The organism is Nonomuraea sp. ATR24 (assembly GCF_041950485.1).
GTDB lineage: Bacteria > Actinomycetota > Actinomycetes > Streptosporangiales > Streptosporangiaceae > Nonomuraea > Nonomuraea ceibae.
This window is the reverse complement of the sequence record NZ_JBGNUU010000003.1, coordinates 461,333-474,613: the sequence shown is the minus strand read 5'-3', so window position 1 is coordinate 474,613 and position 13,281 is coordinate 461,333. Positions and strand designations below refer to the sequence as shown.

The 13,281-nt window shown below is 72.8% G+C and carries 13 protein-coding genes; 7 read left to right on the top strand and 6 right to left on the bottom strand.

Annotated elements, in window-relative coordinates; all coding sequences use genetic code 11:
- Nucleotides 1-29 precede the first annotated feature (29 nt).
- From ACBI99_RS09790 to ACBI99_RS09780, 3 genes are read left to right on the top strand one after another with little or no spacing between them, the layout of a single operon-like run.
- Entirely contained in the window at nt 30-1,151 is a 1,122-nt protein-coding gene (locus ACBI99_RS09790) for a histidine kinase (protein ID WP_219507773.1), read from the top strand.
- Complete coding sequence (locus ACBI99_RS09785; RefSeq protein WP_219507771.1) at nt 1,148-2,269, top strand: sensor histidine kinase; 1,122 nt, start codon at nt 1,148-1,150, stop codon at nt 2,267-2,269. Before ACBI99_RS09790 ends, ACBI99_RS09785 begins: the two co-directional genes overlap by 4 nt.
- Nucleotides 2,266-2,865, top strand: a complete 600-nt coding sequence (locus tag ACBI99_RS09780) for a response regulator transcription factor (RefSeq protein ID WP_219507769.1) — start codon at nt 2,266-2,268, stop codon at nt 2,863-2,865. Before ACBI99_RS09785 ends, ACBI99_RS09780 begins: the two co-directional genes overlap by 4 nt.
- A gap of 4 nt (nt 2,866-2,869) precedes the next feature.
- On the opposite strand, the gene ACBI99_RS09775 is transcribed toward ACBI99_RS09780, so the two are convergent.
- Entirely contained in the window at nt 2,870-4,072 is a 1,203-nt protein-coding gene (locus ACBI99_RS09775) for an FAD-dependent monooxygenase (RefSeq protein ID WP_375072132.1), read from the bottom strand.
- Between the two features lie 55 nt (nt 4,073-4,127).
- Between ACBI99_RS09775 and ACBI99_RS09770 the strand changes: the two genes are divergently transcribed.
- Nucleotides 4,128-4,865, top strand: coding sequence for a TetR/AcrR family transcriptional regulator (locus ACBI99_RS09770; protein WP_357591553.1), 738 nt, complete (start codon nt 4,128-4,130; stop codon nt 4,863-4,865).
- Here ACBI99_RS09770 and ACBI99_RS09765 read toward each other — a convergent pair.
- Nucleotides 4,846-6,102, bottom strand: coding sequence for a class I SAM-dependent RNA methyltransferase (locus tag ACBI99_RS09765; protein WP_375072131.1), 1,257 nt, complete (start codon nt 6,100-6,102; stop codon nt 4,846-4,848). The two genes, ACBI99_RS09770 and ACBI99_RS09765, sit on opposite strands and share 20 nt — an antisense overlap.
- Nucleotides 6,103-6,188: 86 nt before the next feature.
- Between ACBI99_RS09765 and ACBI99_RS09760 the strand changes: the two genes are divergently transcribed.
- Nucleotides 6,189-7,808, top strand: coding sequence for an alpha/beta hydrolase (locus tag ACBI99_RS09760; RefSeq protein WP_375072130.1), 1,620 nt, complete (start codon nt 6,189-6,191; stop codon nt 7,806-7,808).
- Here ACBI99_RS09760 and ACBI99_RS09755 read toward each other — a convergent pair.
- Nucleotides 7,795-9,822, bottom strand: coding sequence for an APC family permease (locus ACBI99_RS09755; protein ID WP_375072129.1), 2,028 nt, complete (start codon nt 9,820-9,822; stop codon nt 7,795-7,797). The two genes, ACBI99_RS09760 and ACBI99_RS09755, sit on opposite strands and share 14 nt — an antisense overlap.
- Before the next feature lie 103 nt (nt 9,823-9,925).
- On the opposite strand from ACBI99_RS09755, the gene ACBI99_RS09750 reads away from it, so the two are divergent.
- Together ACBI99_RS09750 and ACBI99_RS09745 are read left to right on the top strand one after the other, a co-directional pair.
- A complete protein-coding gene (locus tag ACBI99_RS09750; RefSeq protein ID WP_219507760.1) occupies nt 9,926-10,591 on the top strand; it encodes a TrkA family potassium uptake protein in 666 nt (221 codons plus the stop codon).
- Nucleotides 10,591-11,250, top strand: coding sequence for a TrkA family potassium uptake protein (locus tag ACBI99_RS09745; RefSeq protein ID WP_219507758.1), 660 nt, complete (start codon nt 10,591-10,593; stop codon nt 11,248-11,250). The genes ACBI99_RS09750 and ACBI99_RS09745 overlap by 1 nt, the downstream gene beginning before the upstream one ends.
- A gap of 287 nt (nt 11,251-11,537) precedes the next feature.
- Here the strand turns inward: ACBI99_RS09745 and ACBI99_RS09740 are convergent, their stop codons facing one another.
- Genes ACBI99_RS09740 through ACBI99_RS09730 form a run of 3 tightly spaced genes read right to left on the bottom strand, consistent with a single transcriptional unit; the run spans nt 11,538 to nt 13,265 of the window.
- Complete coding sequence (locus tag ACBI99_RS09740) at nt 11,538-12,206, bottom strand: DUF3159 domain-containing protein (RefSeq protein ID WP_308125869.1); 669 nt, start codon at nt 12,204-12,206, stop codon at nt 11,538-11,540.
- 4 nt (nt 12,207-12,210) lie between these two features.
- A complete protein-coding gene (locus ACBI99_RS09735; protein ID WP_049570465.1) occupies nt 12,211-12,597 on the bottom strand; it encodes an OB-fold nucleic acid binding domain-containing protein in 387 nt (128 codons plus the stop codon).
- Between the two features lie 29 nt (nt 12,598-12,626).
- On the bottom strand, nt 12,627-13,265 hold the full coding sequence (locus ACBI99_RS09730; RefSeq protein WP_308125868.1) for a DUF3710 domain-containing protein: 639 nt from the start codon (nt 13,263-13,265) through the stop codon (nt 12,627-12,629).
- Nucleotides 13,266-13,281 lie beyond the last annotated feature (16 nt).

Below are 13,281 nucleotides of genomic sequence, written 5' to 3'. Positions count from 1 at the left end.
GTGCTTTTGGGCGATAGGGGGATGGGCGGGTGTCCACCAGGCCGGAGACCGCGAAGAAGCTCCTGCTCTACTGGATGGACGGCATGGTCGTCCTCCTGGGCTTCTTCCTCGTCGCGGTGATGGTGAACGCCACGACGGAGGGCCGGCAGTCCCCCGTCACCACCGCCGTGGGCCTGCTGTCCATGGCCGGCGTGATGGTCCTGTACTCCCTCGTGATGCGCGACGCCTACGACGAGCGCCCCCGGCCGACGGCGAAGCTGGTCGCCGGCGGGCTGCTCACCGCCGCCGCGATGCTGCCGGTCCTGCCCCTGCCGCCCGACGCCAGCGGCACCTGGGAGACGCTGACGTACGTGTGGCTCTCCTCCGTCGCGCTGTATCTGCCGCTGTGGGTGACCGTCTGCGCCGGCGCCACGCTCGTCACCGCGATCACCGTGTACGTCTCGGCCGCGCTGGACCAACCCTGGCAGGCGGTGCTGATGAGCCAGGCGCTGAGCGCGGTCTTCATCCCGGCCGCCACCTGGATCTGGTGCTGGCTGTGGCGGACGATCCGCGACGCGCACGACAGCCAGGCCGCCAAGGCCCGCCTCGCCGTGGCCGAGGAGCGGCTGCGCTTCGCCCGCGACCTGCACGACCTGCTCGGCCACAGCCTGTCGGTGATCACGCTGAAGAGCGAGCTGGCCGCCAAGCTCGCCACCAAGGACGCAGCCAAGGCCGGGCGCGAGATGGCGGAGGTGCGCCGCCTGGCCGGTGAGTCGCTGGTCGAGGTGCAGGTGGCCGTCGACGGCTACCGGATGCTGGACCTGGACGCGGAGCTGAGAGGCGTGCGCGCCGCGCTGGAGGGGGCCGGGGCCCGCTGCGTGACCGACGTCCGGGCCGACGACCTGTCGCCCGAGGCCCGTACGCTGCTCGCCTGGGCGGTGCGTGAGGGGGCCACCAACGTGCTCAAGCACAGCAAGGCCACGAGCTGCGAGATCACCATCGCCCGCGGGGTGCTGGAGATGCGCAACGACGGGGTGCCGCCGGACGCGCCCGCGGGCGCGGGGAGCGGGCTGCGCGGGCTGGCCGAGCGGATGGCGACGGCGGGCGGCTCGTTCTCCGCCTCGCCCACGCCCGCCGGGGAGTTCCTGCTGCGCGCGGAGGTGCCCGTATGAGCCGGCCCTTCCGCGCCGGCCGGACGCGCGCGGCCACCAAGCTGGACAAGATCCGCTGGATCGTCGTCTACTCCGGCGACATCGGCTTCCTCATCGGCCTGGTGGGGCTGCTGCACCTGGCGCTCCTCGTGCTCGAGTACGGCCTCCCGGTGCCCGTGGCCGTGATCTCCGGGGCGTTGCAGCTGGCCCTGATCGTGATGGCGAGCCGCGCGGTCCGGATCGCCGTGCGCGGCGAGCGGCGTCCGACCGCCATGCTCGTGGCCGGCGGGGTGATCACGCTGCTGCAGCTGGTGATCCCGGTCATCTGGGCCGCTCCCGTGTGGCTGGCCATGATCGCGCCGTTCGTGCGCCGCCGGACCCTGGCCGCGGCGACGCTGGCCACGCTCGGGCTGACCACGGCCAACCTCCTGATCGCCGGCGACCTCCAGCCGCTGCCGCTGGTCGTGCAGGGCGCGCTCAGCTTGACGCTCGGCGCCGGGATGCAGGCCAACATGTGGCTGTGGCGCCTCGCCAAGGAGGCGCACGAGGGGCAGGAGGCCAAGGCGCTGCTGGCGGTGTCGGAGGAGCGGCTGCGGTTCGCCCGCGACCTGAACGACCTGCTCGGCCAGAGCCTGACCGGCATCGCGGCCCGCGCGGCGGGCGCCCAGGAGCTGCTGCGCGCCGACCCGGAGGACGCGGCGCGCGAGATGTTCGAGGTGCGCGACACGGCCCGGCAGGCGCTGCGCGAGGTGCGCGCCACCGTGCAGAGCTACCGGGCGCTCGACTTCGACGAGGTGCTGGCCAGCGTCCGCGCTGTGCTGGAGGCCGCCGACGTGCGCTGCACGGTCGAGGCCGACGACACCGCCGGCCTGGCGCCGGAGACCCGTACGCTGCTGGCCACCGTGGTCCGCGAGGGCGCCACCAACGTCCTCAAGCACAGCCGGGCCGAACGCTGCACGATCACGATCAGGGAAGGAATCCTCGAGATGTCCAACGACGGCGTCAGCGGAGCCGTGGGCGAGCACGCCCCCAACGGTCTCGGCGGCCTCGCCAAGCGCGTCGCGACCGCCGGCGGCTCGCTCTCGGCCGCGCCCACCCCCGACGGCGCCTTCCTGCTCAGGGTCGAGGTGCCCGCATGACCACGCGCGTGCTGCTGGCCGACGACGAGCACCTGATCCGCGGCGCCATCGCCGCCCTGCTGGACCTGGAGGACGGCATCCAGGTCGTCGCCCAGGTCGGCCGGGGCGACGAGGTCGTGGCGGCCGTGGCGGAGCACCGGCCGGACGTGGCGGTGCTCGACATCGAGATGCCCGGCATGGACGGGCTCAGCGCCGCCGAGCGGATCAGCGCCGACTGCAAGATCGTCATCCTGACGAGCCTGGGCCGGCCCGGTTACCTGCGCCGCGCGATGGCCGCCGGGGTGAGCGGGTTCCTGGGCAAGGACGCCTCGGCGGAGGAGCTGGCGATGGCGATCCGCAAGGTGCAGGCGGGCGGGCGCTACCTGGACGCCGAGCTGGCGGCGGCGGCGATGGCGGCCGGCGACAGCCCGCTGACCGACCGGGAGCGTGACGCGCTGCGCCTGGCGGCCGACGGCATGGCCATCTCCCGGATCGCCGGGGAGCTGCACCTGACGGAGGGCACCGTGCGCAACTACCTGTCGAGCGCCATGACCAAGCTCAACGCCCAGAACCGGCTGGAGGCCATCCGCACCGCCCAGCGCATGGGCTGGCTGTGACGGGTCAGGCGTCCGCGCGGACCGGTTCCTCCCAGTCGACGCGGTAGTCGTAGATCCACCGGCTCGGGTCCTCGCCCCGCCGGGCCATCCGCTTCAGCGCGGCCGACATGATGAGGTCGCGCGGGATGCGGGCGATCGGCCCGAGCCCCTTCCAGCCGCCGGTGCTGTTGCCCTGGGCGACGACGCGCTCGACGCGGGCGCGGCGCAGCCGCTCGTAGGCGGTGAAGGCGGCGGTGACGCCGGGGCTGTCGCGCAGGCACTTGGCCAGGACGACGGTGTCCTCGATGGCCATGGCGGCGCCCTGCCCGATCGACGGGGCGGTGGCGTGGGCGGCGTCGCCGATGACGATCATCCGGTCGCGGTGCCAGCGGGGCACGGCCGGGACGTCGTACGTCTTCCAGGCGTCGAAGATCTTGCCGGAGGCCGCGACGAGGTCGGCGGCGGGGCCCTCGTCGTCGCGGAACAGGCCGAGCAGGTGGGCCCGCCACTCCTCCGGGCCGGTCGCGGCCAGTTCGGCGCGGCTGGGCTCGGCCTTCCTGGCGAGGTTGGCCGCCCACCAGACCTCGCCGTCCGGGTGGGTGAGGTGCGCGAAGAAGGCGTGCCGCCCGAAGATCGCGCACATCAGCCCCGGTTCGGCGCCGGTGGACACGCCGCGGGCGTAGCCGCCGGTGTTGAGCAGTCCCGAGTAACGGACGCCGGGCGCGCGCGGGTCGATGATCTCGCGGGTGCGTGACCACAGCCCGTCGGCGCCGATGAGCAGGTCGCCCTCGGCCGTGCCGCCGTCGGCGAACCTGGCCAGCACCCGGCGGCCGTCGCTCTCGGCCTCGACGAGCCGCTTGCCGTACTCGATCGGCACGCCGAGCCGTTCGGCGTGCAGGCGGAGCAGCCGGTAGAGGTCGGCGCGCTTGACGGTCCGGCTGACGGTGCCGTCGGGGAGCGGGTCGCCGTAGCGGAGCTCGCCGAGTTTCCTGCCGGAGCCGCTGGTCAGGGCCATCCTCGGCGTCGCGAAGCCGATCTCCCCGGCGTCGACGCCGAGGGTGCGTAAGGCGTGGAGCGCGTTGACCGAGAGGGTCAGGAAGGCGCCGGCGTTGTCGGCGTCGCGGTCGTAGGCCTCGTGGACGACGGCGGCGATGCCCGCCTTGTGCAGCGCGATCGCGCTCAGCGTGCCGGCGATGCCGCCGCCCGCGATCAGCGATGTGTATGCCATACACTCGAATATATGGCATACACTTCGGGAGGAGTCAACGAGTGAAGGCGGAGCGATGAAGGAAGAGCTGCCCGCGGGCCTCGCCGAGCTGTGGGCCCGGCTCGGCGCGCCCGAGCCCGCGCCGAGAAACCGGCTGACGCTCTCCCGCGTCACCGGCGCGGCCGTCGAGCTGGCCGATGCCGACGGGCTCGACGCCGTGTCGATGGCCCGGGTCGCCGAGCGGCTCGGCTACACCACGATGTCGCTCTACCGGCACGTCAAGAGCAAGAACGAGCTCCTGCTGCTGATGCTCGACCGCGTCGCGGCCCTGCCCCCCGAGCTGGACGAGCCCTTCGACGGCTGGCGCGACGGCCTGGAGCGCTGGTGCCGGGCGCAGTGGGAGATGCTGCACGCCCACCCCTGGGTCGTGCACCTGCCGATCACCGGGCCGCCGATCACGCCCAACCAGCTCGCCTGGACCGACCGCGCCCTGCGCACGCTGCGCGGCACCGGGCTGAGCGAGGCCGACAAGGCGGGCGTCGCCCTGCTGGTCGCCAGCCACCTGCACACCGTGGCGCGGCTCGGCGCCGACCTCGGGCCCGCCGCCTCGGGCGAGTCGATCGCCGCCTACAGCGACCTGCTCGGCCGGCTGGTCGACGGGGCCCGCTTCCCCGCGCTGCGGGCCGCCGTCGACGCCGGCGCCTACGACTATCCCGCGGGCACCCCGGCCGGGGAGCGGCGGCTGGACTACCGGTTCGGGCTCGCCCGCATCCTCGACGGCGTCGCCGCGCTGATCAGCTCGGCCGGCGGGTGAGCAGCGCCACGCACTCCACGTGGTGGGTCATCGGGAAGGCGTCGAAGGCGCGCAGGTCACCCAGCTCGTAGCCGCGCTCGGCGAACCACTTCAGGTCGCGGGCCAGCGTCGCCGGGTCGCACGACACGTACACCACGCGCAGCGGCTCCAGCGACACGACGCGCTCGACCACGTCGAGGCCCAGCCCCGAGCGGGGCGGGTCGACCACGACGAGGTCGGCCCGCTCGATCTGGAAGCGGTCCAGCGCCTCCTCCACCCGGCCGCGCTCGACCCTCGCCTGAGGCAGGTCGCGCAGGTTGGCGCGGGCGTCGCGCACGGCGGCGGCCTCCGACTCCAGCCCGAACACCGCCCCCTCGGGGCCGACCGCCTCGGCCAGGCCCGCCGCGAACAGGCCCACGCCGCAGTAGAGGTCGAGCGCCCACTCCCCCGGCTCCGGCGCCGCGTAGGCGAGCACGGCGTCGAGCAGCGTCTCGGCCGCGCCGGGATGCACCTGCCAGAAGCCGCTCCCGGAGACGCGGAACTCGCGGTCGCCCACCCGCTCGTGCAGCAGCCCGGAGCCGTGGCGCGGCACGGTGCGGCCCTTGCCCTGGTCGAGCAGGATCGAGGCGGGCGCGTCGAGGTCGGGCACCGCCACCTTGCGGCGCGGGCGCGGCGCGACCACGACGGCCCGGTCGCCCTCGGAGGAGGCGATCACCTCGACCGACGCGGCGCCCGGCCACTGGTGGTCCTCGGCGGCGACGGCCTCCACCTCCGGGTGCGCGATCAGGCAGGCGTCGATGAGCTGAAGGTCGTGCGAGCGGTGCTTGCGCAGCCCGAGCCGGCCGTCGGGCAGGGCGGCGAACTGGACGCGGGTGCGCCAGCCGAGGCCGTCCTTGGCGCCCGGCACCTCCTCCACGACCACGTCACGCTCGATGCCGGCCAGCCGGTGGAGCTGCTCGGCGACCACGGCCGCCTTGAGCCCGCGCTGCGCCTCCAGCGTGGCGTGCTGCCAGTCGCAGCCGCCGCACAGCCCGGGCCCGGCATAGGGGCACGGCGGGACGACGCGGTCGGGCGACGGCTCGAGGATCTCCACGGCGTCGGCGCGCAGGAACCGGGTGGTCTCCTCGGTGACCTCGGCGCGGACCCGCTCCCCCGGCAGCGCGTGCCGGACGAACACCACGCGCCCCTCGTGGCGTGCCACGCACCAGCCGCCGTGGGCGACCGGACCTACTGTCAGCTCGAGTGATACCTGTTCCACACGCATACCCTATGCCCAGCCGGGTGGCACTCCTCCGGTTACGCTGAGTGGTCGCACGCTCGTCAGTGGTTCGGGGGGACGCTGAGTTGTGGAAGCTGGGGTTCGGGGGGACTCTGCTCGGCACGCTGTTCTTCTGCGCGTCGCTGACGCCGTCGCTGCTGCCCCGGACGTGGCTCTACCAGGGGGTCATGGGCGCGGTCACGGCCGTTCTCGGCTACGCCGTGGGAGCCTCGGCGGGCGCGGTGTGGCGGGCGCTGGTGCGCCGGCGTCCGCCGGAGCGGTGGCGGCGGCCGGCCTGGCGGATCATGCTGACCGGCTGCGCGCTGCTGACCGCCGCCGCGCTGTGGTACAGCTACGACTGGCAGCGCGACCTGCGGGCGCTCATGGGCATGGACACCGCGATCACCTGGTTCCCGCCGGTCATCCTGGCGCTGGCCGCGGTGCTGTTCGCGCTGTTCCTCGGCCTGGCCCGGCTCGTCCGGCTCGGCGGGCGCAAGCTGATCGCCTGGCTCGACAGGTTCGTCCCGTTCTACGTGGGTCACGTGCTCGGGGTGCTGGTCGTCGGCTTCCTGGTGGCGGTGTTCGCCAACGACGTGCTGTTCTCCGGGTTCGTCCGGACGATGAGCGACATCTCGTCCGTGACCAACGCCACCACGCACCCGGGCGTCCACCGGCCGGCCTCCGCCTCGCTGTCCGGCGGCCCCGGGTCGCTGGTGAGCTGGGACTCCCTGGGCCGGGAGGGGCGCAGGTTCGTCGGCACGGCCACCACCCCGGCCCGGCTGCGGGAGTTCACCGGGCAGCCCGCCCGGCAGCCCATCCGCGTGTACGTGGGACTCGACACGACGGCCTCACCGCGTGACCAGGCGGCGCTGGCGGTGCGCGAGCTGGAGCGCACGGGCGCGTTCGACCGCGCGGTGCTGGCCGTGCTGGGCACCACCGGCACCGGCTGGGTCGACCAGGGCATGGCCGATCCGCTGGAGTACATGTACGGGGGCGACTCGGCCCTGGTCGCACTGCAGTACTCCTACCTGCCGAGCTGGGTGTCGTTCCTGGTCGACCAGAAGAAGGCGGCGCAGGCCGGGGCGGCGCTGTTCGACGCGGTGCGCTCCCGGTGGGAGCAGCTGCCCGCCGGCGACCGGCCCAAGCTGGTGGTCTCGGGCGAGAGCCTGGGCTCGTTCGCGCTGGAGAACGCCTTCCGCGACGTGGACGACCTGGCCGCCAGGACCGACGGCGCGCTGTTCGTCGGGCCGCCGAACGCCAACCCCATCTGGAACGAGGTCACCGCCGGCCGCGACCGGGGCAGCCCGCTGTGGCGGCCCGTCTACCAGGACGGCGTCACCGTCCGGTTCGCCCAGCGGCCCGGCGATCTGGAGCGGCCGCCCGGCCCGTGGAAGGAGCCCCGGGTCGTCTACCTGCAGAACGCCTCCGACCCGGTCGTGTGGTGGACGCCCCGGCTGATCTACGACCGGCCCGGCTGGCTGGAGGGGCCGCGCGGGCCCGGCGTCAACCCGCAGATGAACTGGTTCCCGCTGGTCACGTTCTGGCAGGTGCTGGTGGACATGACGGCGGGGCTGTCGGTGCCGCCCGGCCACGGCCACCGCTACGGCCCCAACATCGCCGACGGGTGGGCCGCCGTGGCCGCGCCGCCCGGGTGGAGCGAGGCCGACACCGCCAGGCTGCGCGGGCTGCTGCTCAGCGGTTCTTGACCTGCTCGCCGCCCGACCGCCGCGCCACGCCCGGCGCGTACTGCTCGGGGCGCCCGCGCAGCCGGTCGGAGGAGTGGAGCTGCCACGGCACGCTCGTCACCATGACGCCCGGCTTGAACAGCAGCCGCGCCTTCAGCCGGAACGCGCTCTGGTTGTGCAGCAGGTGCTCCCACCAGTGGCCGACCACGTACTCGGGGATGAAGACCGTCACCACGTCGCGCGGCGAGCGGCGGCGCACGGTCTTGACGTAGTCGAGGATCGGCTGGGTGATCTCCCGGTAGGGGGAGTTGAGCATCTTGAGCGGCACCGGGATGCCGCGCCGCTCCCACTCCTCCTGCAGCGCCCGCGCCTCCTTGCCCTCGACGCCGACCGTGATGGCCTCCAGCGTGGACGGCCGGGTGGCGCGGGCGTAGGCCAGGGCCCGCAGCGTCGGCTTGTGGATCTTCGAGACGAGCACGATGGCGTGGTTGCGGGCGGGCAGCGTCGACTCGTCGTACTCCTCGGTGATCTCCAGCTCGGCGGCGACGTTGTCGTAGTGGCGCCTGATGGCCTTCATCATGAGGAACAGGATCGGCATCGCGATGCACACGATCCACGCGCCGACCACGAACTTGGTGAGCAGCACCACCACGAGCACCAGCCCGGTCATGACCGCGCCGAAGAAGTTGATCGTGCGCGAGCGGTGCATCTGGTGGCGGGCCTTCAGGTCCTCCTCGGTCTTGAGCCGGCGGGTCCAGTGGATGACCATGCCGGTCTGGCTGAGCGTGAACGAGACGAAGACGCCGACGATGTAGAGGTTCAGCAGGCGGCTGACGTCGGCGTCGAAGCCCCACAGCAGCAGGCAGGCCATCAGGGCCAGGATGATGATGCCGTTGGAGAAGGCGAGCCGGTCGCCCCGGGTGTGGAGCTGGCGCGGCAGGTAGCGGTCCTGGGCGAGGATCGAGCCGAGCACCGGGAAGCCGTTGAAGGCGGTGTTGGCGGCCAGGAACAGGATGAGCGCGGTGACCCCGGAGATGACGACGAACGGCAGCGACCCGCCGCCGAAGACCGCGTCGGCCACCTGCGAGATGATCGGCTGCTGGTGGTAGCCGGGGCCGACCGGCGTGCCGTCGGGCCGCAGCAGGTCGGTGGCGGCCACCGACGGCTCGGCCACCTTGACCCCGGAGGCCAGGCCCAGCGCGATGATGCCGCCGAACATGCTGATCGCGATCAGGCCCATCATGAGCAGCGTGGTGGCGGCGTTGCGGCTCTTGGGCTTGCGGAAGGCGGGCACGCCGTTGCTGATGGCCTCGACGCCGGTCAGGGCCGCGCAGCCGGTGGAGAAGGCGCGCAGCACCAGGAACGCCGCCGCGAACATGGTCAGGTCGGTCTGCTCCGGCACGATGCCGAAGTCGGCGCTCGGCGCGCGCAGCTCCTCCTTCAGGAAGACGACCTCGAACCCGCCCACGGCGATCATCCCGAGCACCGCGATCATGAACGCGTACGTGGGGATCGCGAACGCGGCCCCCGACTCGCGCAGGCCGCGCAGGTTGACGACGGTGAGCAGGATGACGATCCCGATGGCCACGGCGGGCTTGTGCTGGGCCACGAACGGGATCGTCGCGCCCACGTAGTCGACGCCGTTGGCCACCGACACCGCGACCGTGAGCACGTAGTCGACCATGAGGGCGCTGGCCACGGTGAGCCCCGCGTTGGCGCCCAGGTTGGTGGTGGCCACCTCGTAGTCCCCGCCGCCGCTCGGGTAGGCGTGCACGTTCTGCCGGTAGGAGGCCACGACCGTCAGCATCACGACCACGACGGCGATCGCGATCCACGGGCTGTAGGCGTAGAACGAGACACCCGCCAGCGACAGGATGACCAGGATCTCCTGCGGCGCGTAGGCGACGGAGGAGAGCGCGTCGCTGGCGAACACGGGCAGGGCGATGCGTTTCGGCAGGAGTTGCTCGTGAAGCTGGCCGCTTCTCAGGGCCCGCCCCACGAGCAGGCGTTTGACAAGATCCGATGCTTTCGCCACGTTACGGAATGCTAGTCCTATGTGCCTGTGCCGCCGACGGGGCGCTCCCGGTGGACGCCATACTGGTGTCGAGCAACGGGCCGACCGCGGAGTGCGGGGGAGTATGCATATAGTGATCATGGGGTGTGGCCGGGTCGGATCGACCCTCGCGCACATCCTTGAGGACAACGGGCATTCGGTCGCGATCATCGACCGGGACCCGCAGGCGTTCCGCAGGCTGCGGGCCGGGTTCCGCGGCCGCCGGGTCACCGGCATCGGCTTCGACCGCGACGTGCTCACCGAGGCGGGCGTCGAGTCCGCCGCCGCGTTCGTGGCGGTCTCCAGCGGCGACAACTCCAACATCATCTCCGCCCGCGTGGCCCGCGAGACGTTCGGCGTCGACGACGTGGTGGCGCGCATCTACGACCCCCGGCGCGCCGAGGTCTACCAGCGGCTCGGCATCCCGACCGTGGCGACCGTGCGCTGGACCGCCGACCAGATCCTGCGCCGCGTCCTGCCCGAGGGGGCCGAGCCGCTGTGGCGCGACCCGACCGGCACCGTCGTGCTGGCCGAGGTGACGGTCAACCCGGCCTGGATCGGCACCCGCGTCGTCGACCTGGAGGCGCACGCCGGGGCCCGCATCGCCTTCCTCAACCGGATGGGCGAGGCCGTGGTCATCACCGGCACCACGATGGTGCAGGACGGCGACGTGCTGCACGTCATCGCCGCCGAGGACGACATGGACCGGATCAACCAGGTGCTGGCCGAGGCACCGGAAGAGGACGAGTGATGCGCGTCGCCATCGCCGGGGCCGGCGCCGTCGGCCGCTCCATCGCCGCCGAGCTCCTCGAGAACGGCCACGAGGTCCTGCTCATCGACGTCAACCCCAAGGCCATCAAGATCGACAGCGTGCCGCGCGCCGAGTGGCTGCTCGCCGACGCCTGCGAGATCGCCTCCCTCGACGAGGCCGGGCTCAGCAACTGCCACGTCGTCGTCGCCTCCTCCGGCGACGACAAGGTCAACCTCGTCGTGTCGCTGCTGGCCAAGACCGAGTACGGGGTGCCGCGCGTGGTCGCGCGCATCAACCACCCCAACAACGAGTGGCTGTTCAACGAGTCGTGGGGCGTCGACGTCGCGGTCTCCACGCCGCGCCTGCTGAGCGCGCTCGTCGAGGAGGCGGTCAGCGTCGGCGACCTGGTGCGGCTGATGACGTTCCGCCAGGGGCAGGCCAACCTGGTCGAGCTCACGCTGGCCGACGACGCGCCGGTGGTGGGCCAGCGGGCCGGCACGGTGCCGTGGCCCACGGACTCGGCGCTGGTGGCGATCCTGCGCGAGGGCCGCGTCCTGGTGCCGACCGCCGACGACCCCCTGGAGGCGGGCGACGAGCTGCTGTTCGTGGCCAACCAGGAGGTCGAGCAGGAGCTCGCCCACCTGCTCTCCCAGCACTGACCCATGACGGCGCCCACGGAGGGCGGCGACGGGATCGACCGGGCCGGACGGCAGCGGCTGACGGAGTCCACCGGGCTGCGCCGCCGGATCGACCACCTCGCGGGCGTGGCCGCCAACCAGGTGGGGCTCGTCCACCTGGCGATCGACGAGGGCGGCCCCCTTCGGCCCCCCGCCCGCCTCCGGCCCCCACCACTCCGGCCCCGGCTTCTCCGGCCCGGGCCCGGAGAAGCCCGGGAATGGCGGAACCCGCCTCTCGTTCGAGAGACGGGTTCGCCGGGCGGAAGGGGTCAGGCCGGGGCGGGCGGGTTGAGCGGGGTGCGGCCGCGGCCGAGCACCCACACCATCGCGGCCAGCGCCGCCACCTGCAACGGCCAGCCCATGACGATCTTCGCGAAGCCGAGCGCCGCCACCGCCGGGTCGCCGCCGCCGAACAGGTAGACCGGAAGCTGCACGGCCACCCGCACCACGCACGGGATCATGAGCAGCCAGGTGAGCCGGGTGCAGAGCTTCACGATGCCGGGGTCCTTGTGCCACCCCACCGGGTCGTTGGTGACCGACCCGATGAGGAAGCCGACGACCGGCCACCGGGCGACGATCGAGACCAGCATCCCGACCGAGTAGGCGGCGTTCCACAGGATGCCGGGCAGGAAGTAGTCCTTCGCGTCACCGGTGCGGCTGGCGAAGAACGCGCCGATCGCGATGCCGATGAGGCTGTTGATCACGAACTGCGGCGTGGACCGCTGCACGAGCCGCACCAGCAGCAGCGCCACCGCCAGCGTGATGCTGACGATCAGCGACAGCCGGAGCTGCTCGGTCGTGATCCAGGTCAGCGTGAAGGCGATCGTCGGCACCGCCGCCTCGATGATGCCGCGCACGCCGCCGAACGCCTTGGCGAGCTGGGCTCGCACCGCCGCCTCGACGGTGTCGTGGGCGGCTTCTCCGGCCTCAGCACTCACCTGATCAACTCCCTGGGCGCAGCTCGTATCGCGGATTGAACATCACCTTGCGGCCGTCCTGCATGCTGACCAGCCCTTCGGCCTTGACCGGCCGGCCCGGCTCGATCCCCGCGATCTTGCGGCGGCCGAGCCACACCAGGTCGATCACGTCGGAGCCGTCGTACAGCTCGGCCTCCAGGGCGGGGGCGCCGCCTCGCGGACGCAGAGTGACCGTCCGTAGCGTACCGGCTACGCAGAACCGGCGTCGGCCGCCACACGAGGCGATGGGCGTGGCGCCTGCCTCGTCGGCGCCCTCACGAAGCTCCTGTGCCTCCAGCTCGGACCGGCTCGTGGCCAGCCTGCTGAAGAAGGCCCGCAATCCTCCGCGTTTCGGAGGCTCTGCCGTACTCATGATGGTTCAGCCTATGTGATAAGGACGCGTCAGCGTATCTCGCTGATTTCGGGGCCGCGTTTGAACGGGTTCTGCTGCTGGGCCTCGGGCTGCTCGGCGACCGGCTGCTCGTTGGGGCGGCGCAGCGGGATCGATTCCTCGCGGGCCATCGGCTCGTCGCCGCGGACGACCACGACGTCCTTGACGAACTCGACGAACGCCTCCGCCACCGTGTCGTCGACCGCGGCGCGGCCGTTGATCACGGCGAGCAGGAACCAGCGGGGGCCGTCGATGCCCAGGTAGCGGGCCGGGCGGCTGCCGCCCTCGACGGGGATCTGCCCGGCCAGCTCGGGGCCGAACGGGCCCTCGCGCTCCTCCAGCGCCGGGGCGCTCGCCTTGATCTTGGTCCTGATCTCGTCCCACAGGCCCGAGCTCTTCGGCGCGGCCAGCGCCTGGAGCTGCAGCGAGCTCTCCTCCCACAGCGCGACCACGCCGACGTGCTGGTCCCCCACGGAGGCCAGCCGGACGTCGAAGGCCGGGTTGTGGGGCAGGCGCAGCCCGCCCAGGTCGGTGCGGTCATGGTCGGGGTGGGGCTCGTCGGCGTCCCACGGGCCGGATTCGCGCGCAGGGACGGCGGCGGTCTCCTCCGCCACCTGCTCCGGCTGCTCACGACGGCGACGTCGCAACACGTTGTCTCACTCTCCC

Excerpts from the sequence above, each read along its gene's own strand:
- ACBI99_RS09735 (WP_049570465.1), bottom strand. The coding sequence starts at position 12,597 with ATGAGTACGGCAGAGCCTCCGAAACGCGGAGGATTGCGGGCCTTCTTC.
- ACBI99_RS09745 (WP_219507758.1), top strand. The coding sequence starts at position 10,591 with ATGCGCGTCGCCATCGCCGGGGCCGGCGCCGTCGGCCGCTCCATCGCC.
- ACBI99_RS09770 (WP_357591553.1), top strand. The coding sequence starts at position 4,128 with ATGAAGGAAGAGCTGCCCGCGGGCCTCGCCGAGCTGTGGGCCCGGCTC.
- ACBI99_RS09750 (WP_219507760.1), top strand. The coding sequence starts at position 9,926 with ATGCATATAGTGATCATGGGGTGTGGCCGGGTCGGATCGACCCTCGCG.
- ACBI99_RS09780 (WP_219507769.1), top strand. The coding sequence starts at position 2,266 with ATGACCACGCGCGTGCTGCTGGCCGACGACGAGCACCTGATCCGCGGC.
- ACBI99_RS09775 (WP_375072132.1), bottom strand. The coding sequence starts at position 4,072 with ATGGCATACACATCGCTGATCGCGGGCGGCGGCATCGCCGGCACGCTG.
- ACBI99_RS09785 (WP_219507771.1), top strand. The coding sequence starts at position 1,148 with ATGAGCCGGCCCTTCCGCGCCGGCCGGACGCGCGCGGCCACCAAGCTG.